Annotated in this window: 25 protein-coding genes, 1 pseudogene and 2 riboswitches; of the genes and pseudogenes, 9 read left to right on the top strand and 17 right to left on the bottom strand. The window is 72.2% G+C overall.

The window, feature by feature from the left end; translation table 11 throughout:
* Position 1 precedes the first annotated feature (1 nt).
* The gene (locus QSK21_RS30030; protein WP_285700825.1) at positions 2 to 979 is read left to right on the top strand and encodes an AurF N-oxygenase family protein; all 978 of its coding nucleotides are present in this window, start codon (positions 2 to 4) and stop codon (positions 977 to 979) included.
* Here the strand turns inward: QSK21_RS30030 and QSK21_RS30035 are convergent.
* Together QSK21_RS30035 and QSK21_RS30040 are read right to left on the bottom strand one after the other, a co-directional pair.
* Positions 954 to 1,655: a 4'-phosphopantetheinyl transferase family protein gene (locus QSK21_RS30035; RefSeq protein WP_285700826.1), complete on the bottom strand. Its 702-nt coding sequence runs from the start codon at positions 1,653 to 1,655 to the stop codon at positions 954 to 956. The genes QSK21_RS30030 and QSK21_RS30035 overlap by 26 nt on opposite strands.
* Positions 1,656 to 1,980: 325 nt before the next feature.
* Complete coding sequence (locus tag QSK21_RS30040) at positions 1,981 to 2,712, bottom strand: hypothetical protein (RefSeq protein WP_285700827.1); 732 nt, start codon at positions 2,710 to 2,712, stop codon at positions 1,981 to 1,983.
* A gap of 175 nt (positions 2,713 to 2,887) precedes the next feature.
* Between QSK21_RS30040 and QSK21_RS30045 the strand changes: the two genes are divergently transcribed.
* Positions 2,888 to 4,450, top strand: a complete 1,563-nt coding sequence (locus tag QSK21_RS30045; protein ID WP_285700829.1) for an ATP-dependent DNA ligase — start codon at positions 2,888 to 2,890, stop codon at positions 4,448 to 4,450.
* On the opposite strand, the gene QSK21_RS30050 is transcribed toward QSK21_RS30045, so the two are convergent.
* Together QSK21_RS30050 and QSK21_RS30055 are read right to left on the bottom strand one after the other, a co-directional pair.
* The gene (locus QSK21_RS30050) at positions 4,447 to 5,304 is read right to left on the bottom strand and encodes a hypothetical protein (RefSeq protein ID WP_285700830.1); all 858 of its coding nucleotides are present in this window, start codon (positions 5,302 to 5,304) and stop codon (positions 4,447 to 4,449) included. The two genes, QSK21_RS30045 and QSK21_RS30050, sit on opposite strands and share 4 nt — an antisense overlap.
* Before the next feature lie 109 nt (positions 5,305 to 5,413).
* Entirely contained in the window at positions 5,414 to 6,706 is a 1,293-nt protein-coding gene (locus QSK21_RS30055) for a M50 family metallopeptidase (RefSeq protein WP_285700831.1), read from the bottom strand.
* 199 nt (positions 6,707 to 6,905) lie between these two features.
* Positions 6,906 to 7,075, top strand: a riboswitch (glycine riboswitch).
* A 4-nt stretch (positions 7,076 to 7,079) separates the two neighbouring features.
* A riboswitch (glycine riboswitch) is annotated at positions 7,080 to 7,189 on the top strand.
* 73 nt (positions 7,190 to 7,262) lie between these two features.
* Here QSK21_RS30055 and gcvT point away from each other — a divergent pair.
* From gcvT to QSK21_RS30085, 7 genes and pseudogenes are all read left to right on the top strand, one after another.
* The gene (gene gcvT, locus QSK21_RS30060) at positions 7,263 to 8,378 is read left to right on the top strand and encodes a glycine cleavage system aminomethyltransferase GcvT (RefSeq protein ID WP_285700832.1); all 1,116 of its coding nucleotides are present in this window, start codon (positions 7,263 to 7,265) and stop codon (positions 8,376 to 8,378) included.
* A gap of 26 nt (positions 8,379 to 8,404) precedes the next feature.
* Positions 8,405 to 8,794 carry a glycine cleavage system protein GcvH gene (gcvH, locus tag QSK21_RS30065; RefSeq protein ID WP_285700833.1) on the top strand — a complete coding sequence of 130 codons (390 nt, stop codon included), beginning with the start codon at positions 8,405 to 8,407 and terminating at the stop codon, positions 8,792 to 8,794.
* A 33-nt stretch (positions 8,795 to 8,827) separates the two neighbouring features.
* The gene (gene glyA / locus QSK21_RS30070) at positions 8,828 to 10,090 is read left to right on the top strand and encodes a serine hydroxymethyltransferase (protein ID WP_285700895.1); all 1,263 of its coding nucleotides are present in this window, start codon (positions 8,828 to 8,830) and stop codon (positions 10,088 to 10,090) included.
* A gap of 126 nt (positions 10,091 to 10,216) precedes the next feature.
* Positions 10,217 to 10,603, top strand: coding sequence for a serine dehydratase beta chain (locus QSK21_RS30075; protein WP_502871610.1), 387 nt, complete (start codon positions 10,217 to 10,219; stop codon positions 10,601 to 10,603).
* Positions 10,500 to 10,724: pseudogene (locus tag QSK21_RS36220) on the top strand (L-serine ammonia-lyase, iron-sulfur-dependent, subunit alpha); the annotation flags it as partial. The gene QSK21_RS30075 and the pseudogene QSK21_RS36220, both read left to right, overlap by 104 nt.
* On the top strand, positions 10,645 to 10,866 hold the full coding sequence (locus tag QSK21_RS30080; RefSeq protein WP_285700834.1) for an Arc family DNA-binding protein: 222 nt from the start codon (positions 10,645 to 10,647) through the stop codon (positions 10,864 to 10,866). The pseudogene QSK21_RS36220 and the gene QSK21_RS30080, both read left to right, overlap by 80 nt.
* Entirely contained in the window at positions 10,863 to 11,246 is a 384-nt protein-coding gene (locus QSK21_RS30085; RefSeq protein ID WP_285700835.1) for a type II toxin-antitoxin system death-on-curing family toxin, read from the top strand. The genes QSK21_RS30080 and QSK21_RS30085 overlap by 4 nt, the downstream gene beginning before the upstream one ends.
* Positions 11,247 to 11,267: 21 nt before the next feature.
* Here QSK21_RS30085 and QSK21_RS30090 read toward each other — a convergent pair whose 3' ends face one another.
* The 13 genes from QSK21_RS30090 to QSK21_RS30150 all read right to left on the bottom strand — a co-directional run bounded on the left by QSK21_RS30090 (position 11,268) and on the right by QSK21_RS30150 (position 20,891).
* Positions 11,268 to 11,774 carry a GNAT family N-acetyltransferase gene (locus tag QSK21_RS30090; RefSeq protein ID WP_285700837.1) on the bottom strand — a complete coding sequence of 169 codons (507 nt, stop codon included), beginning with the start codon at positions 11,772 to 11,774 and terminating at the stop codon, positions 11,268 to 11,270.
* Positions 11,771 to 12,229, bottom strand: coding sequence for a winged helix-turn-helix transcriptional regulator (locus tag QSK21_RS30095; protein WP_285700838.1), 459 nt, complete (start codon positions 12,227 to 12,229; stop codon positions 11,771 to 11,773). The genes QSK21_RS30090 and QSK21_RS30095 overlap by 4 nt, the downstream gene beginning before the upstream one ends.
* A 26-nt stretch (positions 12,230 to 12,255) precedes the next feature.
* Positions 12,256 to 13,413, bottom strand: coding sequence for a thiolase family protein (locus QSK21_RS30100; RefSeq protein ID WP_285700839.1), 1,158 nt, complete (start codon positions 13,411 to 13,413; stop codon positions 12,256 to 12,258).
* A gap of 12 nt (positions 13,414 to 13,425) precedes the next feature.
* Entirely contained in the window at positions 13,426 to 14,790 is a 1,365-nt protein-coding gene (locus QSK21_RS30105) for an MFS transporter (RefSeq protein WP_285700840.1), read from the bottom strand.
* Positions 14,791 to 14,892: 102 nt separating this feature from the next.
* Positions 14,893 to 15,471, bottom strand: a complete 579-nt coding sequence (gene amaP / locus QSK21_RS30110; RefSeq protein WP_285700841.1) for an alkaline shock response membrane anchor protein AmaP — start codon at positions 15,469 to 15,471, stop codon at positions 14,893 to 14,895.
* A gap of 15 nt (positions 15,472 to 15,486) precedes the next feature.
* Entirely contained in the window at positions 15,487 to 16,125 is a 639-nt protein-coding gene (locus QSK21_RS30115; protein ID WP_285700842.1) for a DUF6286 domain-containing protein, read from the bottom strand.
* Positions 16,122 to 16,541, bottom strand: coding sequence for an Asp23/Gls24 family envelope stress response protein (locus QSK21_RS30120; RefSeq protein WP_285700844.1), 420 nt, complete (start codon positions 16,539 to 16,541; stop codon positions 16,122 to 16,124). Before QSK21_RS30120 ends, QSK21_RS30115 begins: the two co-directional genes overlap by 4 nt.
* Positions 16,538 to 16,768, bottom strand: coding sequence for a hypothetical protein (locus tag QSK21_RS30125; protein WP_285700846.1), 231 nt, complete (start codon positions 16,766 to 16,768; stop codon positions 16,538 to 16,540). The genes QSK21_RS30120 and QSK21_RS30125 overlap by 4 nt, the downstream gene beginning before the upstream one ends.
* Position 16,769: 1 nt before the next feature.
* Positions 16,770 to 17,105, bottom strand: coding sequence for a hypothetical protein (locus QSK21_RS30130; RefSeq protein WP_285700847.1), 336 nt, complete (start codon positions 17,103 to 17,105; stop codon positions 16,770 to 16,772).
* Positions 17,102 to 17,575: an Asp23/Gls24 family envelope stress response protein gene (locus tag QSK21_RS30135; RefSeq protein WP_285700848.1), complete on the bottom strand. Its 474-nt coding sequence runs from the start codon at positions 17,573 to 17,575 to the stop codon at positions 17,102 to 17,104. Before QSK21_RS30135 ends, QSK21_RS30130 begins: the two co-directional genes overlap by 4 nt.
* A gap of 165 nt (positions 17,576 to 17,740) precedes the next feature.
* A complete protein-coding gene (locus QSK21_RS30140) occupies positions 17,741 to 18,421 on the bottom strand; it encodes a response regulator (protein ID WP_285700849.1) in 681 nt (226 codons plus the stop codon).
* Complete coding sequence (locus tag QSK21_RS30145; protein WP_285700850.1) at positions 18,418 to 20,076, bottom strand: ATP-binding protein; 1,659 nt, start codon at positions 20,074 to 20,076, stop codon at positions 18,418 to 18,420. The genes QSK21_RS30140 and QSK21_RS30145 overlap by 4 nt, the downstream gene beginning before the upstream one ends.
* A gap of 284 nt (positions 20,077 to 20,360) precedes the next feature.
* Positions 20,361 to 20,891 carry a hypothetical protein gene (locus QSK21_RS30150; RefSeq protein ID WP_285700851.1) on the bottom strand — a complete coding sequence of 177 codons (531 nt, stop codon included), beginning with the start codon at positions 20,889 to 20,891 and terminating at the stop codon, positions 20,361 to 20,363.
* Between the last annotated feature and the right edge of the window lie 5 nt (positions 20,892 to 20,896).

A 20,896-nucleotide genomic window follows, 5' to 3' on the forward strand; every position in this document is an offset into this window, starting at 1 on the left:
CATGGCCGTGCCCGCTCCGCCGAACGGCCGCCGCTCCCGTCCCGGCACCTGGACCGCCACGATCCGCTGCCGGGACGGCGACCACACGCTGGAGCTCACCGACCGGGAGGTGGTCGCCGAACGGCTGCTGAAGACCTCCCGCAAGCACTCCTTCGACCCCGACACCGACGTCGACTGGGACGCGCCGCAGGACCCCGACCGCTTCTACGCCCCGCCCCAGCTCGCGTCCCTCTACGAGACCCCGTTGTGGGACGGCCTCAGCCACCGCCAACGGGTGGAGCTGACCAAGCACGAGATGTGCAGCATCGCCTCCTTCGGCATCTGGTCGGAACTGCTGCTCATGCAGGCCCTGGTCCAGCACTCCTACCGGCGGCGCTACGACAGCGACCACGTCGCCTACGCGCTCACCGAGATCGCCGACGAGTGCCGGCACTCGAAGATGTTCGGCCGGATGGTGCGGACCTGCGGGCTGCGCACCCACCGCCCGCGCGCCCTCGACTACCAGCTCGGCAAGCTGTTCATGGCCGCCTACGACCCGCTGCCCACGTTCGCCGGGACGCTGGTGATCGAGGAGTTCACCGACGCCTTCCAGCGCCTGACGTTCCCGGACGAGGACGTCCAGCCGATGGTCCGCCAGGTCACCAGGATCCATGTGATCGAGGAGGCCCGGCACATCAAGTACGCGAGGGAGGAGCTCAAGCGGCTGGTCGCGCGAGCGCACCCGGCGCGGCGGCGGATGGCCGCCTTCGGGCTCGCGCAGGCCACCCGGGCGATGGCCACGCGGCTCATCCACCCGTCCTGCTACGAGGCCGTGGGCCTGGACCCGAAGGTGGCGAGCCGGGTCGCCGCCCGCAGCCCGCACCGCCGCGCCACCATGGCCTGGGCGTTCCGCAAGTGCACCGACTTCTTCGAGGAGGTCGGGTTCCTGGACGGCCCGGCCCGCAAGGTGTGGGTCACGTCAGGTCTGCTCGCGGCCTGAGCAGCTCGGCCACGGGACGCTCGCGCACCCGCACGCCCTCGGGATGGTCCAGCAGCGCGAGGCAGGCGGCGTACCCGGGGCCCGGGTCGAGGGTGCGCATCATGATCCGCTCGGCAAGCCCGGGACGGCCGTCCCAAAGGCGCAACCGTGGCGGCTCGTCCGGCGCAGAGACGCGAACATCTCTGAGCGGAACGCGCAGCCCGTCTCCGGTGGCCTTCAGCAACGCCTCCTTGCGCGTCCAGTACGTCAGCAGCCCCGCGCGACCGCCCGGGGGCTCGTCGCCGGCCAGCAGTTGACGCGCGATGTCGTCGCCGATTCTGCCGCTGTCCTCCTCCACGTCCACGCCGAGCGGCCCGTGCGGCGACACCGCCACCGCGACCCGGTCGCCGGAGTGGGAGACCGACAGGTGGGGGCCGCCGTCCACGACGGGCGGGCCGTGCGGCTCGCCGCAGTCCCGGCAGGCGCGGGTGAGGGGAACGTGTTCCGGTTCCACGCCGAGCCGTCCCGCGACCGCCAGCCTGGTCATCGCCACCCCGAGCGTGAACCGGTCCCTGTCCGCGTCCCGCAGGTAGCGTTCCCTGCGCGCGCGTTCGACCGGGTCGAGCAGGCCGACCAGACCGAACAGCGCGGGGCGCGCCGCACCGAGCTCCGCCCACCACACCGTCACCGGTTCCACTTCGGCCTCGCCTTCCGTCCGGGGGCCACCGGCTCCACCATAGCGGCAATCGAACGTTGGGCATTTTTCTGACGGGAGACATTGCTCCGCCATTTTACGGAGTTTCGGCGGCGGGCACGAAAAAAGGCCGCGGAGCGTTTCCGCTCCGCGGCCTGCCGACCGACGCTCACTCCAGCGTGAGCGTCACCTGACCCAGGACACTCCTCCCGGCCACGCGGCCATAACGATGTTGCCTCCCTCTGGCGTATCGTTTCCTAAACAAGGGAAGCCTAGAAGTAATTAGGAGCGATCATGGCGGGTTCGGCCAATTCAGGTCAGAATTGATTTAACGGAAGGCCCGCAGCACTTCCCGGGCGACCCTGGTGGCCTTGTCCAGGCACGCCTCCTCGCGCGCCTCCGCGCCGCCGGCGCCGCCGCTCCGCTCGCTGTACCCGACCGTGATCACCGTGTTGCGCAGACGGACCGTCACCTGGCCCACCACGGTCGGCTGCCCGCGGTCCTCCTTGAACCAGCGGTACGCCTCGTCCCCCATGCCCGGATGCCTGGCGAGGCTCACCGTCCGCTCCAGGGTCGCGTTGTGGGCCTGCGTCCACTGGGCGCCGTAGTAGCGCCTGGCGTCCTCGACCGGCGTGGGCGTGTTGGCGGGCGAGTACAGGTGCGCCTCCACCCGCAGCCAGCGGAACCCGTCGCTGCCCGAGGAGTACGTGCAGGTGGTGAGGGTCTGGTTGGCGCTCGCCCGCCGCTGCGCGCCCGGAACCAGGCTTCGTACCGTGGCGGCCGGGACCGTCTCGCACGGCGGCGGCAGCGCGGTGATCGGCTCGGGTCCCGACGCCGGGGAGGACGGCGACGGCGCGGCCTCGCCGACCGACGCCTGACGGTCGCCGCGCCCCCCGGGCTCCCCGTCGGGCAGCAGGACGAAGACACCGCCCGCCGTCAGCACCACCGCGGCCGCCGCCACCAGCAGCACGAGCACCCGCGGCCGGCGCGCGGGCGCTGGCGGTTCCGGCGGTGAGTACACCCGCTGGAACGGTTCCGGCGAACGCTGAAGGCCGCCCACTCCACACTCCCCTGATCGCCAGCCGTACCCCTCGAAGGTAAACAGCCGGACCCTCACCCCGCCAGGGCTCCGCGGGGCTCCGCAGGGCGCCAATCACCCAACTCCGAGGACACCCGTTCCACCCGGGCCGACCTCCGCCGGATTCGATGTCGTACTCAGGACGCACAATGGAAACGTGCTGCTCAGCGAGATCGCCCGTACGTCCCGTGCCGTCGCGGGGACGTCGGCGCGCAAGGCCAAGATCGGGTTCCTGGCCGAGTGCCTGCGCGACGCCGGCCCCGGCGAGGCCCCCATCGTGGTCGCCTATCTCTCCGGGGAGCTGCCCCAGCGCCAGATCGGCGTGGGCTACGCCTCGTTCCGCGACATCCCGCCTCCGGCGGCCGAGCCGTCGCTGACCGTCACGGAGGTGGACGCCGCGTTCGGCGAGATCGGCGCGGTCTCGGGCAAGGGCTCGGTGACGCGCCGCCGCGAGCTGCTGTCCACGCTGATGACCAGGGCCACCCATGCCGAGCAGGACTTCCTCATCCGGCTGCTGTCCGGCGAGCTGCGCCAGGGCGCGCTCGACGGGGTGATGGCCGAGGCGATCGCCTCCGCCGCCGGCGTCCCGTCCGCCGAGGTCCGCCGCGCCGTCATGCTGCGCGGCTCGCTCGGCCCCGTCGCCACCGCCGCGCTCGCCGACGGCGTCGACGGCCTGCGCCGCTTCACCCTCCAGGTGGGGCGTCCCATCAAGCCGATGCTCGCCGCGTCCGCCCCGTCCATCGAGGACGCCTACGCCAAGCTGGACCTGCCGCCAGAGATGGGCGCCGCCGTCGAATGGAAGCTCGACGGCATCCGCGCGCAGATCCATGTCCGCGCCGACCCCGCCGAGGTGCGGGTCTTCACCCGCACGCTCGACGACATCACCTCCCGGCTCCCCGAGGTCGTCGAGGAGCTGCGCAAACTGCCGGTGCGGGACGCCGTCTTCGACGGCGAGCTGATCGCGCTGCGCCCCGACGGCTCCGCCCAGCCCTTCCAGGTGACCGCGGCGCGCACCGCCACCAGGGCCGCGAGCCCCTCCCAGGTCCCGCTGTCGATCTTCCTGTTCGACGTCCTGCACCTGGACGGTGACGACCTGCTCGACCGTCCCGGCACCGAACGGCACGCCGTGCTGGCCCGGGTCGTCCCCGAGCGGCTGCGCATGCCGCGCGTCGTCACCGGCGACCCGGCCCGCGCCCGCGAGTTCTTCGACGACGCGGTCGCGCGCGGCCACGAGGGCGTCATGATCAAATCACCGGACACGCCGTACACCGCGGGGCGCCGCGGCGCCGGCTGGATCAAGGTCAAACCCCGGCACACCCTCGACCTGGTCGTGCTGGCCGCCGAATGGGGGCACGGCCGCCGCCAGGGCCTGCTGTCCAACCTGCACCTGGGTGCCCGCGACCCGGCCACCGGCGGCTTCGTCATGCTCGGCAAGACGTTCAAGGGCCTCACCGACCAACTGCTGGCCTGGCAGACCGAGAGGCTGCGCGGCCTGGCCGTCCGGGAGGACGACCGGACCGTCCACGTCCGGCCCGAGCTCGTCGTGGAGATCGCCTTCGACGGCGTCCAGCGCAGCCCCCGCTACCCGGCGGGCATCGCGCTGCGCTTCGCCCGCGTCCTGCGCTACCGGGAGGACAAGACGGCCCAGGAGGCCGACACCATCGGCACGGTGCTGTCCCTGTGGAAGGAGGAGGGCTCCCCCGGCGAGCCGCCCGGCTAGTTGTGCCGTGTCGGCTTGCGCGACGGCGGTTCGGTACGGCGGTGATGGCGGCCGCGGTCGAACGGGGTGTGGCGATGGCGGAACTCCGGCCTGATCAGGTCGTGCCGGCCCGCGATGAACTCCTGCACCCAGATCTTGGCGCGGATGAGGGGGCGGCGGAAACGCTCCTCGTGCCAGACCGCCGAGCGGTGCTTGCGCGAGCCCGGCGCGTACCGCCAGCGGGCCCACGGCGAGCCCGGCCGGGCCACCCTGATCGCGCCGATCACCAGCAGGACGGGCACGAACAGCCCGGCGAGACCCGTCCAGATCTTGCCCTTGAGCAGCGTGAGCACGGCCAGGACCAGGTTGACGACCAGGTACCCCGCATAGATCCCCACCAGCACGGGGCCGTCGAGCCCGCTGCCCGGAGGGGGCTCCCAGCCCGCGAAGCCGACCGGGCGCACCCCGAGCAGCAGCAGCCCGGTGACCGCGATGGCGACGAAGACGGCGTCCACCGAGGCGCGGCCCTTCTCCGTCCAGTAGACGTCGCTGAGATGCAGGATGAGCGCGAACTCGTCCAGCACCAGCGCCGAGCCCACCCCGAAGATCGCCGCCGCGGAGACCGCGAACCCGCGGTAGGCGTCCGGTATCGCGACACTCATCACCCCGCCGACCAGCATCAGCACCACGCCGAACACCACATGGTGAATATGCAGGTCCCCGGCCTTGACGTTGCGGAACCACCAGCGGACGTCGGCGCGGATCAGGCGCACGTTCACCCGGGTCAGCACGAACGTGACGATGAAGGCGACGAAGAACGCCAGCAACGGCAGCCGGCCGCTGTCGTCGATGTGCAGGGTGAAGTACTCGGACATGCTCCTCCGGCCCCCCATCATGCCGCGTGACATGCGCGGGTATCGCGGAACGCCGTCCCCCAGGGGGAGCGGAGATGAGCCGGCCGAGGCTCCGCCGTGACCCCCGGCGCTAACCGGCGAAGCGGATGGGGTTGACCAGGTCCGCGTAGATCAGCAGCCCGCCCATCACGATCAGGACCGCCGCCATCACATAGGTGAGCGGCAGCGCCTTGGCCACGTCCACATAGCCGGGGTCGGGACGGCCGAAGACGCGGGCGAAGAACTTCTTGATCGCCTCCAGCAGCGCGCCCGCCATATGGCCGCCGTCCAGCGGCAGCAGCGGGACCAGGTTGAACAGTCCGACCGCGAGGTTGATCGAGCCGAGCAGCGCGATGAACATCGCGACCTTCTCGACGATGGGGCTCTCCGAGGCGGCGATCTCACCGCCGAGCCTGCTGACGCCCACCACGCCGATCGGGCCGTTGGGGTCGCGCTCCTCGTCGCCGAACGCGGCCTGCCAGACGCCGACCATCTTCTCGGGCATCCGCAGCAGCGCGCCCGCGGTGTGGGCGGTCAGCTCGCCCATGTAGTCCGCGACGGCCACCGGGCCCTGGCGCTCGCGCTCCTGGAGCGGGGTGATGCCGAGGAAGCCGACGCTGACGATCTTCTCCGGGTCGTCCAGGTCGTACATCTGGTTGCGGGTGACCGGCACCTGGAACGACACCGGTCTGCCGTCCCGCTCGACGGTCAGCGCCACGGTGCGCCCGCCCGAGTCGCGGATCAGGCCCTGAAGCTGGTCGTAGTCGGTGATCCGGTGGCCGTCGTAGGTGACGATCCGGTCGCCGGCCCGCAGTCCCGAGGACGCGGCCGGGGTGGGCGTGTAGCCCTCCGGGCACTCGGTGAGCTGGGAGTTGGCCGGGATCGCGCACTTGGCCACCGCGCTGATCACCGGTTGCGGTGTGGGGGTGCCGATCCCCATCAGCAGGATCGCGAAGAAGATCACCGCGAGGATCAGGTTCATCGCGGGGCCCGCGAACATGATGGTGAGCTTCTGCCACCACTTCTTGGCGTAGAAGACCCGGTCTTCGTCGCCCGGCCGGATCTCCTCCAGCGACGCGCCGCGGGCGGACTCGATCAGCCCCTGGAACGGCCCGGTGCTGAGCCGCCGTGCCTGGCCCGGCAGGTCGCCCTTGCGCGGCGGCAGCATGCCGATCATGCGGATGTAGCCGCCGAGCGGGATCCATTTGACGCCGTACTCGGTCTCGCCCTTGTGCCGCGACCACAGCGTCGGGCCGAAGCCCACCATGAACTGCGGGGTGCGGACCCCGAACAGCTTGGCGAACGAGAAGTGCCCCAGCTCGTGCAGGGCGATCGACACCATCAGGCCGAAGAACAGGATCAAGACTCCCGCCAGCCAGCCCATGCGCACCCCGTTCCTCGGCGTTCCCCGGCAACCCGTTCAGACGTTCAAGGTTACGTGATCCGGGCCTCGCACGACCGCGTACCAGTGCACACCCGGGCCGACGGGTCATACGGATAAAGCGATCACGATGGTTCAGGCGGGGGCGGGGGCGGTGTCTGGTGGCACGGTGGGGCCGCTGCTAGCCTGGCCTGCAAGCCGTTCACTCCGCGCGGGAGAGTTGAGTGGTCTTCGTCCGGCCTGTCCCAAGAGCCGAACGCCTGGGGCGACGCGAGGACGAGGAGCGCTCATGGCCCCTGGCAGCCGGCCAGGGGACGCCGAAGGAGCAACTCCTCCCCGGAACCTCTCAGGCCCCAGGACCGCGCGGATCAGGTGACCTCTGGAAAGCGGGGACACGTCGTCCCCCGCCGAAGGTGAAAGCCCCGCCCGCCCCGCGAGGGGCCGGGGTGAAGCTCTCAGGCGCCGCCACGCGGCCGATGACAGAGGGGGAGGCCCGAACACGACCGGGTACGCGTGCGACGATCGGACCACGCGCCCGTGACGAAGGAGCCGAAACCCCATGTCCAGCTCGCCGGCGAAGCACACGCCGCTCTACGACGTCCACCGCGACCTCGGCGCCACCCTCGTCGACTTCGCCGGTTACCTGATGCCGCTCAGGTACGGGAGCGAGGTCGCCGAGCACCAGGCCGTGCGCACCGCCGCCGGGCTGTTCGACCTGTCCCACATGGGCGAGATCTTCGTCAGCGGGCCGGACGCCGCCGCGGCGCTGGACCACGCGCTGGTCGGCGCCCTGTCCCCCATGGCGGTGGGCAAGGCCAGGTACACGATGATCTGCGCGCCGGACGGCGGCGTCCTGGACGACCTCATCGTGTACCGGCTCGCGGCCCAGACGTTCATGGTGGTGGCCAACGCCGCCAACGCCGCGACCGTCCGGGACGCGCTCATCGAGCGGGCGGCGGGCTTCGAGGCGGCGGTGGAGGACCGGTCGGACGCGTACGCGCTGATCGCGCTCCAGGGCCCGGACGCGCAGCGGATCCTGGCGCGCCACACCACGGCCCCGCTGGACGACCTGCGGTACTACGCCATCATGGCGGGCGAGGTGGCGGGCGTGGACGCGCTGATAGCCCGTACCGGCTACACCGGCGAGGACGGCTTCGAGCTGTTCGTGTCGGCGGGTGACGCGGTGGCCCTCTGGGGCGAGCTGGCCGAGGCGAAGCCCGGCGACGAGGAGGATGAGGAGAAGGTCGTCCCGGCCGGGCTGTCGGCGCGCGACACGCTGCGGCTTGAGGCGGGCATGCCGCTGTACGGCAACGAGCTGACCACGGAGACCACACCGTACGAGGCCGGCCTCGGCCGGGTGGTCAAGCTGGACAAGCCCGGGAATTTCGTGGGCAAGGCGGCGCTTGCCGTCCATGCGCAGACCCCTCCAGGCCGTAGGCTCGTGGGGCTGGTGGCCCGCGGGCGGCGCGCCCCCCGCAAGGGGTACGACGTCGTCTCGTCCGGCGGCACGCCGTGTGGAGTGGTGACGAGCGGCGCTCCGTCGCCCACACTGGGCAGGCCGATCGCCATGGCGTACGTGGACGGCGCCGTGACGGAGACCGGGCTGGCGGTGGACGTCCGCGGCCGGCTGGAGCCGGTCGACGTGGTGGACCTGCCCTTCTACAAGCGTTCCTGAAACCAGAGCTGGAGAGAAGAAGCATCGTGAGCGTTCCGGAGCAGCTGCGCTACAGCGAAGAGCACGAATGGGTGGCCGGGCTCGACACCGAGGACGGCGTCGTGACCATCGGCATCACCGCGTACGCCGCCGACGCCCTCGGCGAGATCGTCTTCCTTGAGCTACAGCCCGGCGAGGGCGACCCGGTCGAGGCGGGCGAGCCGTGCGGCGAGGTCGAGTCCACCAAGTCCGTCAGCGACATCTACTCGCCCGTCAGCGGCGAGGTCACCGCGATCAACGCCGCGGTGATCGACGAGCCCAAGGTGATCAACGACGACCCGTACGGCGAGGGGTGGATCTTCAAGGTGCGGATCTCCGACGAGCCCGGCGACCTCCTGGACGCGGAGGCGTACAGCAAGCTCATCGAGGAGTCCTGAGACGTGCCCCTGAACGACCCGCCGCACAACCCTCTGCATGATCCGCTGAACGACCCGCTGGCCGCCGTCGACCCCGACGTGGCCAAGGCGGTCGCGGCCGAGCTCGACCGGCAGCAGTCCACCCTGGAGATGATCGCCTCGGAGAACTTCGCGCCGGTGTCGGTGCTGGAGGCGCAGGGGTCGGTCCTCACCAACAAGTACGCGGAGGGCTATCCGGGCAAGCGGTACTACGGCGGCTGCGAGTACGTGGACGTCACCGAGCAGCTCGCCATCGACCGGGCCAAGGAGCTGTTCGGCGCCGAGCACGCCAACGTCCAGCCGCACAGCGGGGCCCAGGCCAACACGGCGGTGTACTTCGCGCTGCTGGAGCACGGCGACACCATCCTCGGCCTGGATCTGGCGCACGGCGGCCACCTCACGCACGGCATGCGGCTGAACTACTCCGGCAAGGTGCTGAACGTGGTGCCCTACCACGTGCGCTCCTCCGACGGCCTGGTCGACATGGACGAGGTGGCGGCGCTGGCCGCCGAGCACCGGCCCAAGCTGATCGTGGCGGGCTGGTCGGCGTACCCGCGGCACCTGGACTTCGCGAGGTTCCGGGAGATCGCCGACTCGGTGGGCGCGCTGCTCATGGTGGACATGGCGCACTTCGCCGGGCTGGTCGCCGCGGGACTGCACCCGTCGCCCGTCCCGTACGCCGACATCGTCACCACCACCACGCACAAGACGCTGGGCGGCCCGCGCGGCGGGCTGATCCTGTCCCGCGAGGCGTACGGCAAGAAGATCAACTCCGCGGTGTTCCCCGGCATGCAGGGCGGCCCGCTGGAGCATGTGATCGCCGCCAAGGCGGTGGCGCTGCGGATCGCCGGGTCCGAGGGGTTCAGAGAGCGGCAGCGGCGCACCGTCGAGGGCGCCAAGATCCTCGCCGAGCGGCTGCTGGCCGAGGACACCACCAAGGCCGGCGTCAAGGTGCTCACCGGCGGGACCGACGTCCATCTGGTCCTGGTCGACCTGGTGGAGTCCGAGCTGACCGGCAGGGACGCCGAGGACCGGCTGCACGGCATCGGCATCACCGTGAACCGCAACGCCGTCCCGCACGACCCGCGCCCGCCGATGGTCACCTCCGGCCTGCGGATCGGCACGCCCGCCCTGGCCACCCGCGGCTTCACCGCCGCGGACTTCACCGAGGTCGCGGACATCATCGCGCTGGCGCTGCAACCGTCCTACGACGAGGACGCGCTGGCCGAGCGCGTCCGGAACCTGGCGGACCTGCATCCGCTGTATCCGAACCTCTAGCCGGCTCCCGCGCCCGGTCCTTCGTTCAGAGGGACCGGGGCGGGCGAGGTGGACCCCATGGCCATCAGCGTCTTCGACCTCTTCAAAGTCGGCATAGGGCCGTCCTCGTCCCACACGGGCGGGCCGATGGTCGCGGCGCACCGGTTCGCGCGAGGTCTGCACCGGGACGGCCTGCTGGAGAGGACCGCCTCCGTGCGGGTGATCCTGTACGGGTCGCTGGGCCTCACCGGCAAGGGGCACGGCAGCGACAAGGCCGTCGCCCTCGGCCTGGAGGGCGACAGGCCCGAACTGGTCGACGTCGACACGGTGGACGAGCGCCTCGCCGCGATCCGCTCGCGCGGCTCCCTGCGCCTCTTCGGCACCCGCGAGATCCCGTTCGTCGTGGGCGAGCACCTGTCCTTCGAGCGGCCGCCACTTCGTCTCCCTCGACCGCGCCATCAAGACCATGAAGGACACCGGCCGCGACATGCTCGACAAATACAAGGAGACCGCACGCGGCGGACTTGCCGTTAATGTAGTCGAATGCCAACGGAGCGTTGTAATACCATTTCGGTATGCTGGACCTCATGACGACCCGCAGCATCCGTATCCCCGACGAGATCGACGCCCTCTTGGTCAAGGCCGCCGAGGATGAGCACATATCCGTCAACTCCGCCGTCGTCCAAGCCGTGGAGGAATGGACCCGGCTGCGCTCGCACCGTGCCCGCGTCCGCGCCGTGACGGCGCAGGTGATGGCCGAGGACGCCGCGCTTCTCGATCGGCTCGCGGACGCATGACCGAGTACCTGACGGCGGACGACCTCATCGACATCAACGCCGCGGTCCTCGGCGGCACCGCGGCGGTCCGTGATGCCGGACTGGTGTCCTCATCGGCGATGCGCCCGGCGACCGTCGCCTTCGGCATGGAGGCGTACTCCACCGTCGACGAGAAGGCCGCGGCGCTGATGCACTCGGTGATCTGCAATCACGCGTTCCTTGACGGCAACAAGCGAACCGGCTGGACGGCGGCCCGCGTCATGCTGGCCCTCAACGGGAAGCGCCCCACCCTCTCCGACGACGAGGCGTTCGATCTCGTGCTGCGGATCGCGACCTCCTGCTCGACGATCGAGATCAAGGAGATCGCGGCGGCCCTGTGCGTGGTCGAAGACACCCGCTGAGACAGGCCCGCCGGGCCTCCCTCACCTATCGCGCCATCCAGCATCACCAAGGCTGCGGTCCAGTTCCAGTTCGTCCCTGATCGGAATGCCGTACTCGCCGGTCAGGGGGATCTCGGGCTTCAGCCGGGCGCGTGACTCGGTGACGGCGTCGCGGTGCAGTGCGGCGAGCCGGAACCCTCGGCGCTGGTAGAAGCGCACGGCATCGACATTGTCATTGGTCGTGATGAGCCAGAGACGGTCGATGCCGTGCTCCGCCGCCCACCGTTCCATGGCCTCGATCAAAGCCGTACCCGTACCGTGCCATTGTTCGGTGGTATGGAGCGTCAGGATCTCGCACTGCCGTCCGGTCTCGTCCGGGACGTAGGTGAGCACGCCCAAAAGCCGTCCTTCTTCGCTCTCCGCCACGAACGCCGGATGCTCCAAGGGGTGAAGGAGTTCTCCTCGGCGGGCCACTCTGTCGCTGTGGTTTTCGGCGAGGAAAGCGCGGACGGCCGCCAGGTCCGCGTCCGTTCGCCGGCGCACCCTCATGACGTCGGCCGGGAGGAGATGACGCCCCGGCCCACCGGGGTGTGGGCGCCGGCCAAGGCGGGCTCGCCGCAGTGGGCGCACACCGTGACCGGTTCGAGGAACTCGCCGCAGGAATGGTGCCAGCGGACGGGCGGGTCGTCGGGGTTGAGGTAGCGGTCGCCCCATTTCATGAGAGCGATCAGGACCTCGCCGAGCTCCCTGCCCCGAGAGGTGAGGTAGTACTCGAAGCGCGGCGGGTGGTCGCTGTAGCGCTCGCGGCGCACGATCCCGGACGCCTCCAGCTTGCGGAGGCGGGTGGTGAGGATGTCGCGGGACGCCCCGGTGTTGCGGGCGATGCCGTCGAACCGGCGGACGCCGTGGAACAGCTCCCGGATCACCAGGATCGTCCAGCGCCCGCCGATGACCTCCAGCGTATCGGCGATCGAGCAGGGACGGGGATCGGCGTCCTTCGGCATGCCCTCCATCCTAGGGACGGCGTCCGTCATGGACGCTCGATGATGGTGGCGTTGGCCATCCCACCGGCCTCGCACATGGTCTGGAGGCCCAGGCGGGCGTCCCGGTCCTCCATGGCGTGCAGGAGCGTGGTCAGGAGGCGGACGCCGCTGGCGCCGAGGGGGTGGCCGATGGCGATGGCCCCGCCACGGACGTTGACGCGGGACAGGTCGGCGCCGGTCTCGTGCCGCCAGGCCAGCACGACCGACGCGAACGCCTCGTTCACCTCGAACAGGTCGATCGCGGACAGCGGCAGGCCGGCCCTGTCCAGCACCTTGGCGGTGGCCGGGATGATCGCGGTGAGCATGAGCAGCGGGTCGTCCCCGGCGACGGCGAACGCGCGGAAGCGGGCGCGGGGGCGCAGGCCCAGGCGCTCGGCGACGTCGGCGCCCATGATGAGGACGGCGGCGGCGCCGTCGTTGAGTGGCGAGGCGTTGCCGGCGGTGACCCGCCAGTCGATCTCGGGGAAGCGCTCGGCGATCCACGGATCGTAGTAGGCGGGCTTGAGCCCGGCGAGGATCTCGGGGGTGGTGGACGGCCGTACCGTCTCGTCCGGGGCCTTCCAGGCCAGCTCGCGGTCGAACTCGCCGTTGGCGTAAGCCCGCGCGGCCCTGCGGTGGGACTCGTAGGCGTACGCGTCGAGGTCTTCGCGGGAGAGCTTCCAGCGGGCGGCGATCAGTTCGGCGCTGATGCCCTGGCCGACCAGCCCGTCCGGGTACCGGGTGCGCAGCGGGGCGAACGGGTCGGTGCCGGGCAGGACGGCCGAGCCCATCGGCACCCGGGACATCGACTCCACCCCGCACGCGATGGCGATGTCGTAGGCGCCGCTCTGCACGCCCTGCGCGGCGATGTGGACGGCCTGCTGGGACGAGCCGCACTGCCGGTCCACCGTCATCGCGGGCACGCTCTCGGGGAACCCGGCGGCCAGGACGGCGGTGCGGGTGATGTTGGCGGCCTGGTCGCCCGCCTGGGTCACCACGCCGCCGATCACGTCGTCGACCTGGGCGGGGTCGATGCCGGCCCGCTCGACCAGCGTCACCAGGGCGCGGGCGAGGAGGTCGGCGGGGTGGGAGTCGTGCAGGGCGCCGGTGGGCTTGCCCTTGGCGACCGGCGTACGGACGGCTTCGATGATCACGGCGTCGCGCATGACGGTGTCCTCCTAGGCGGTGGTGGCCGGGGTGGGTTCGGAGACGGGTGCGGTGCGGGGACGGCGCAGCAGGGCACAGGAGGCCGCGGTGGCGGCGGTCGCCGCGAGGATGAGCAGCCAGCCGTCCCCGAAGGCGTCCGGGCCTCCCGCGGTGTCGAGGACGGCCACCAGCAGCGCGATGCCGAGGACGGTGCCGAGCTGCCGGGCCATGGTGACCACGGCCGAGCCGGTCGAGAAGGACCGCGGCGGCAGCGCCCCGACGGCCGCGCCGATCAGGGTGGGCAGGACGAGGCCGACGCCGATTCCGGTGAGGATCATGCCGGGCATCATCCCGGCGGCGTAACCGGTGTCCATCCAGGCGTACCACCACCCGATCCCGGCGGCGAAGGCGAGGCAGCCGAGGGCGGCGACGGGTCCCGAGCCGACCTTGCGGGCGACCGGGCCGATGCCGAGCGCCAGCAGCGGCACCATCAGCGGCCCGGGTGCCACCGCCAGCCCGGTGCGAAGCGGCCCCCAGTGCCACACCTGCCGGCACCACAGCACGGCCGACAGCAACATCGCGGCGAACGCCACCGCGAAGAGGACGTTGGCGAACGTGGCGGGGCTGAACGACGGCACGCGCAGCAGGGACAGCGGCAGCACGGGCGCGGGGTGCCGCGCCGACCGCGCGACGAACCCGGCGGCGAGGACGGCCGCGCCGACGAGGGACCCGATGACCTCGGCCGACAGCCAGCCCCAGTCGCCGCTTTTGACCAGTCCCAGCGCGACCGCCGCGACGGCGACGGTGAGCAGGCCGGCGCCGAGCACGTCCGGGCGCGGGCCGCGTTCGGCGGGGGGTACGGCGGGCAGCACGCGCGGTCCCGCGGTGAGCACGGCGATGCCGACGGGGACGTTCACCAGGAACGCCCACCGCCAGTCGGCGCCGGTGAGCAGCCCGCCGGCGGCAGGGCCGAGCGCGGCGCTAAGCCCGCCGATCGCCGTCCAGCCGCGGACGGCCGCGATCCGCCGTTCGGGAGGGGTGGCGGCGAGCAGCAGCCCGAGCGAGGCGGGTATGAGCAGCGCGCCCCCGGCGGCCTGGACGGCGCGGGCGCCGACGAGCGCCCACACGGACGGGGAGAACGCGCACAGGGCGGACGCGGCGGTGAAGACGGCGATGCCCCAGAGGTAGACGCGGCGTGCCCCGGTGCGGTCCGCGAGGTTCCCCGCGGGGACGAGGAGGGCCGCGAAGATGACCGCGTAGGCGTTCAGCACCCAGGAGAGGGAGGCCAGTGAGGCGCCGGCGAAGTGTTCCCCCACCTCGGGGAGTGCGACGTTGACGATGAACAGGTCCAGGTTGACCATCGCCACGCCGGCGACGACCGCCGCCGCGGTGCCCACGGATCGGGGGGACGGGCCCACATCGCCTCCCGCAGTGAGTTGGAAAATCCAACCGACACGCTAGCGCAGTGAGTTGGAAAAGAAAACCCACTGTCGGGAGGGTCACACGACCCTGCGCCCGTGCCCTCCCGGAACCAGGCTCAGCCGCACCACCGTGGGCAGCGACTCGCGTTCGAGGGCGGTGCGGAGCCGGTCGACGGCCTCCTCGTCGATGCGGCGGCGCAACGCGACCAGGTCGGCGTCCCATCCGTAGGTGACGTTCAGCCGCAGGCGCGGCCGCTTGGACCGGCCCAGCAGCCGCGCGCTGACGTTCCGGACGCCCGGGTACGCCGCGATCTCGTCCTCCAGCGCCTTCGTGACCGCCTTGTCCGACAGGTGGGTGCTCCCCTCGCCGGTGTCCTCGTCCAGCGTCAGGGCCGGCAGCCGCTCCGAACGGCCCTGCGCCATCAGCCACAGCAGCCCCAGAAGCGCCAGAACGACCCCGCACGCGGCGACGACCGGCCAGAACCACGCCTGCTCGGCGGCGTACCGGCGCATCGCCCCGGTGATGAGCGGTTCGGACGCCGCCGTCCCCCCGAAGGCGCCGAGCCCGCGCGCCAGCGCGGCCACCCCGGCGGCCAGCAGGATCAGCCCGAGCAGCGTCAGCCCCACATGGTTGATACGTGACGCGTGGCGGTCCATGGCGGGTCCCGTCCCCTAGTCCTCGGCGGTCTTGATCACGACCGCGACGCGCCGTCTCGGCATGGGCCCGATCTCCTCCAGCCGCCGCCGTACCGCGTCCGTGACGGAGCCGCGCAGGTCGTGCTCCTCGCGCATCGCGGTGGCCGCGACGACCTTCACCCGGTGCCGTCTCAGCCCGACCCGGCGGACGCGCGACACGCCCTCGACGGACTCGGCCGCCGAGGCGACCGCGCGCTTGAGGCCGCGGCGGGTGACGCCCACCATCAGGCCGGGGTTGTCGCCGTGCAGCGGGACCAGCCGCCCGCGTCCCGGCCACAGCCCCGCCCACAGGAAGATCAGACCGATCAGCGCCAGCACGGCCGAGATCAGCAGCGCGAGCCAGTCCTTCCACGGCGTCCCGGCCGCCCACGAGGTCACCCGGTCGTAGGGGACGAACCGGGACGGCTCCCCGACCAGCCCTGAGATCGTCTCGATCGCGGTGAGCGCGCCCACCGCCGTGACCAGCAGGGCGCCGAGCAGCGCCGGCCAGACGCGGCGCGAACGGAACGCGCGGCGCGCCGCGCGGTCGGCCTTGCGGGACGGCCCCACCCGTGGCCGTGGATGACCCAGCGCACGCGGCAGCTCATCCTGCGCATGGGGCGCGGACGAGGTCATCGCTCCTCCAGCGGTTCCAGCCTGGCCACCTCGATGTCGAGGTGGCGCACGGTGAGGCCCGTCAGGTCCCGGACGCGTTCGCGGACGCGTTCACGCACCCGCCTGGCCACCTCGCGCACCGGATCGGGATACACCACCGCCAGTTGCACGCGGGCGGTCACCATGGAGCCGTCCACGTTCACGTCGACGCGGGGCCCGCCCAACCGGCCCCGTATCGGGCGCGCGGTCCGCTTCAGGCCGCCGCCGTCCTCGCTCATCACGCGGGCCACGATCCGCTCGACCGCGCGGTCGGCGATCGTGGTGTGCCCGCGCTCGCCGTGGTACGGATCGTCTCTGTCGGGCGAGGGCTCCGGAAGCGGCGGCGGTTCGGCCATCGGCGCCTCCGGCCTGCCGCGCGCCGCGTGGCCCGTCGTCACCGCTCGCCCCTGCCCTGCGCGCCCCTGCCCGCCGTGCCCTTGCCCGCGAACGCGGACATCATGTCGCCCACGTCGAGTTCGCCGCTGATCGCGCGGCCGGCCAGCAGGCCCACGACGCCGAGCAGCAGGACGATCACGAAGGTCCCGAACCCGCCGAACGCCCCGGCGAACCCGAGCGCCGTGCCGAAGGCCAGGCCCGCGACCGGCCAGAGCAGCTTTGCGTCCATGTCAGCTCCCTTCCGACCCTCCCGAAGAGGAGTCGTCCTGGATGTCGGCGATCAGCACGTTCACCGGCAGGCCGCCGGCCAGCGGCAGCACGGCGCCGCGCACCGCGTCCGCGACCTGGGGCAGTGGACGGCCGCGCCGCGCGACCACGCCCACCTCGATCTCTCCGTCCCGCACGGCCACCCCGGTGTACGGGAGGCCGATCCGGTAGGTCACCACCTGCGCCCTGGGACCCGCGCTCAGCCCGGCCACGTCGGGGAGGGCGGTCACCGCCGCCCCGATCCGCTCGGCGCGGCGCTCGCGCTCCCGCGGCCCGGCCGCGTTCGCCGGGCCGTTCACCGGACCTTCGACTCGGTCTGGGCGGGCCGCTCCTCGGAGTCCTCCTCGCCCGGCAGGTGGATGTCGGCCACCTCGATGTTGACCTCGACGACGTCCAGCCCGCACATGTGCTCGACCTCGCCGATCACGTTCTCCCGCACCGCCGAGGCCAGGTCGGGGATGGACGCGCCGTACTCCACGATCAGGTCGAGGTCGATGGCCGCCTGCCGCTCGCCGACCTGCACCGCGACACCGCGCGTCGCGCCCTGGTCGCCCGTGACGCCGGGCAGGCGTTCCCGCATCGTGCCGATGGCCCGGGCCATCCCCGCGCCCATGTCGTGCACGCCGCCGATCTCGCGGGCCGCCAGGCCGGCCACCTTCGCCACCACCGCGTCCGCTATCGTCGTCCGGCCCTGCGAGGTGATCAGCTCTCCCTGCCCGTCGCCGGACGCCTTGCGCGCCCCTTGGGCCTCGTGACCCCGGTCCTGCACGGAGGCGCCTGCGGGCCGCTCTTTCGCCTGAACGCTTCCCTGATTCATTCGGCATCCCCCCTGGTGAGCCGGTATGTATGCAGGATCCTGCTCATATTCGGTCACGATAAAACCACTATTCAGGACAATGCCCAGGTCAATCGGGCCGAATCCGGCGTGGCGCGGCTAGTGCGTGACCGGGTAGAACCTGACCTCGGGGCGGCCCACCTGCCCATACGTGGGGCGGCGCAGGGCCATGCCATTGTCGGCGAGGTACTCCAGATAGCGGCGCGCCGTCACCCGCGACACGCCCGTGAGGGACGCGGCCGCCGCCGCGGACAGCCCGTCGGGCGGCGCCTCCGCGAGCACCTCCGTGATCGCCTCAAGGGTGGGCGCGCTCATCCCCTTGGGCAGCGGCGCCTGACCCGCCGGGCGCAACGCGGCGAGCAGCCCGTCCACATCCGCCTGGCCACTGACCTCCCCCGCGCCTTCCGCGCGCTCGCGGAACCGCGCGTACCCCTCCAGCTTGTCCCGCAGGGACGCGAACGTGAACGGCTTGAGCAGGTACTGGACGACCCCGACCGACACCGCCGTACGCACCACCGCCAGGTCCCGCGCCGAGGTCACCGCGATCACGTCCACCGCCAGGCCACCGGCGCGCAACGCCCGGCACACCGTGAGCCCGTGCGTGTCCGGCAGGTAGAAGTCGAGCAGCACCACGTCCACCGGCTCCCGCTCGCAGAACCGGAGCGCGTCGGCCCCCGTGTGGACGACCCCGGCGACGGTGAAACCCGCGACCCGCTCCACATACTGCCGGTGCGCCTCGGCGACGACCTTGTCGTCATCCACCACCAGCACCCGGATCACGACGCCGGATCACCCGCCTCCACGGGGACGGCGGCGGGCCGGGGAAGCGGCAGCCGGACACGGATCAGCGCGCCGCCGTCCCGTTCCACCTCGATCCGCCCGCCGTACCGCCGCACCGCCTGCCCGACCAGGGCCAGCCCGAGGCCGCGCGGCCCCGCCGGTCCGTCGGACGCCTTGGTCGTCCAGCCGCGCCGGAACATCTCGTGCGCCCGGTCCGGATCCAGGCCGGGTCCGTTGTCCCGCACCTCGACCACCAGCTCGCCGTCCGGGCCGGTGCGGGCGGACACCCGCACCCGCGGCGCCTCCTGTGGTTCCATACCCCCTGGTACGTCCTGGGAGCCCTCGATGGCCGCGTCGATCGCGTTGTCGATCAGATTGCCCATGATCGTGACCAGGTCGCGGGGCGCGATCGCGCCCGAGGTCCCGTCGATCGCGCTGTCCTCGGCGACCACCAGGTCGACGCCGCGCTCGGCCGCCTCCGTCGACTTGCCGAGCAGCAGCGCCGCCAGCACCGGCTCGCGCACCGAGCCGACCACCCGGTCGGTGAGCCGCTGCGCGGTGCGCAGCTCGGCCGTCGCGAACTCCACCGCCTGCGCCGGACGGCCCATCTCCACCAGCGACACCACGGTGTGCAGCCGGTTGGCCGCCTCGTGCGCCTGCGAGCGCAGCGACTCGGCGAACCCGCGCACCGTGTCCAGCTCCCCCATCAGCGCCTGGAGCTCCGTGTGATCGCGCAAGGTGACCACGTTGCCCATCGCCCGGCCCCGCGAGCGCACCGGCGCGGTGTTGACCACCAGGACACGGGTGTCGCCCACATGCAGTTCGTCGGACCGGGGCTCGGCCGAGGTCATCGCGGCGACCAGCTCGGACGGCAGGCCCAGCGCGTCCACGTGCCGGCCGTCCGGGGTCCCGTCCAGGTCGAGCAGCTCGCGGGCGGCGTCGTTGCACAGCTCCACCCGGCCGTTGCCGTCCAGCAGCACCAGGCCCTCGCGCACCGCGTGCAGGATCGCCTCGTAGTAGTCGAACATGCCGCGCAGCTCCGACGGCGCCACCCCGCGGGTCTGCCGCCGCAGCCGCGCCGCCACCAGCCAGCTCCCGCCGATCCCGGCGGCCAGCACCCCGATGGTCACCCCCACCAGGGGGACCAGCCGCTCGCGCAGCTCCGCCGAGATCGTCTGGATGGTGATGCCGACCGCCACCAGCGCCACCACGCGGCGCCGCGCGTCCATCACCGGCGTGACGGTGCGGACGGACGGGCCGAGCGTCCCCGTATAGGTCTCGGTGAAGGTGCGCCCGGCCAGGGCGGGGCCGGTGTTGCCGACGAAGTGCCCCCCGATCCGCTTGGGGTTGGGATGGGTGAAGCGGATACCCGCCGGGTTCATGATCGTGATGAAGTCCACGCCCGTGTCGCGCCGCACCCGCTCGGCGTACGGCTGCAACACCGAAGTGGGGTTCGGGAGCGCGAGCGCCTCCCGGACGCTCGGGCTGTCCGCCACGGTCAGCGCCACCGTCGTCACGGTGCGGCGGGCGTTCTCGTTGGTGACGCGCCGGGCGTCCAGGGACGCCAGGTACGCGCCGGCCACCACGAGGATGCCGACGATGGCGGCCTGCAACGCCAGCAACTGCCGCGCCAGGCTCCAGCGCCTGCCGGACACCGACTACCACCCCCCGACCTCTCATCCCGGGCAGGGACGCCGGTGCGGACGGCACCGCCGTGAACGAAATGTACACAAGCGTGACGTCGTACGCGGGTCCGCGCATAGTCGCCCTGGTACGGCCAGGACCTTACCGAACGCGCGCCCGCGGTCACCCACGGCCATAGGCTCCCGGTTCGGGCTCGAGCTCCCACGTGCCCGAGCCGGGGCCCGGGCTAGCACGGCACACCAGGTCCGCGGTCTCCCGGGACGCCCCCACCGGGCCGAGCAGAGGCCATGGGCCGCTATAAGCCGCTATGGGACAGGTGGAACCGGATCACCACGATCAGGTCGCGCATGGCCATCACCGCGCGGTAGCGGGCGATGGGCCCGTTCACAAGGTCGGTGCGGATCTCGGCGGGGACGGCCTCGGCGTCGCAGGTCACGCTCATCAGCAGCCGGGGCTTCCACCAGGTGCCGGTCAGCCGCAGACGGGCGTCCACCACACCGGGGACCAGCCGGGTCGCGCGCAGCAGCTCGCCACCCGCCACGCCCGCCAGGTTCCGGGTCGGGCCGTCCAGCGCCGCCCGCCGCCTGAGCACCATCCGCCTGACCTGGATCCCGAACCACACCAGCCCGGTGATCGCGGCGACCTCCGCCACGACCGCGGCCGAAGGCCAGAACCACTCGTACCGCTCGGCGAGCCGCGCCAGCGCCGGATCGAGCACCGCACGGGCCGCGACCCCGTCGCCGAACGCGCCGCCCCCGAGGAGCAGCGCCCCTCCCCCCGCTGCCAGCGCCAGCGCCCCGGCGACCGCCGTGCTCTCGGCCCTCATCGCCG

The sequence above is a fragment of the Actinomadura sp. NBRC 104412 genome, assembly GCF_030269515.1.
GTDB lineage: Bacteria > Actinomycetota > Actinomycetes > Streptosporangiales > Streptosporangiaceae > Spirillospora.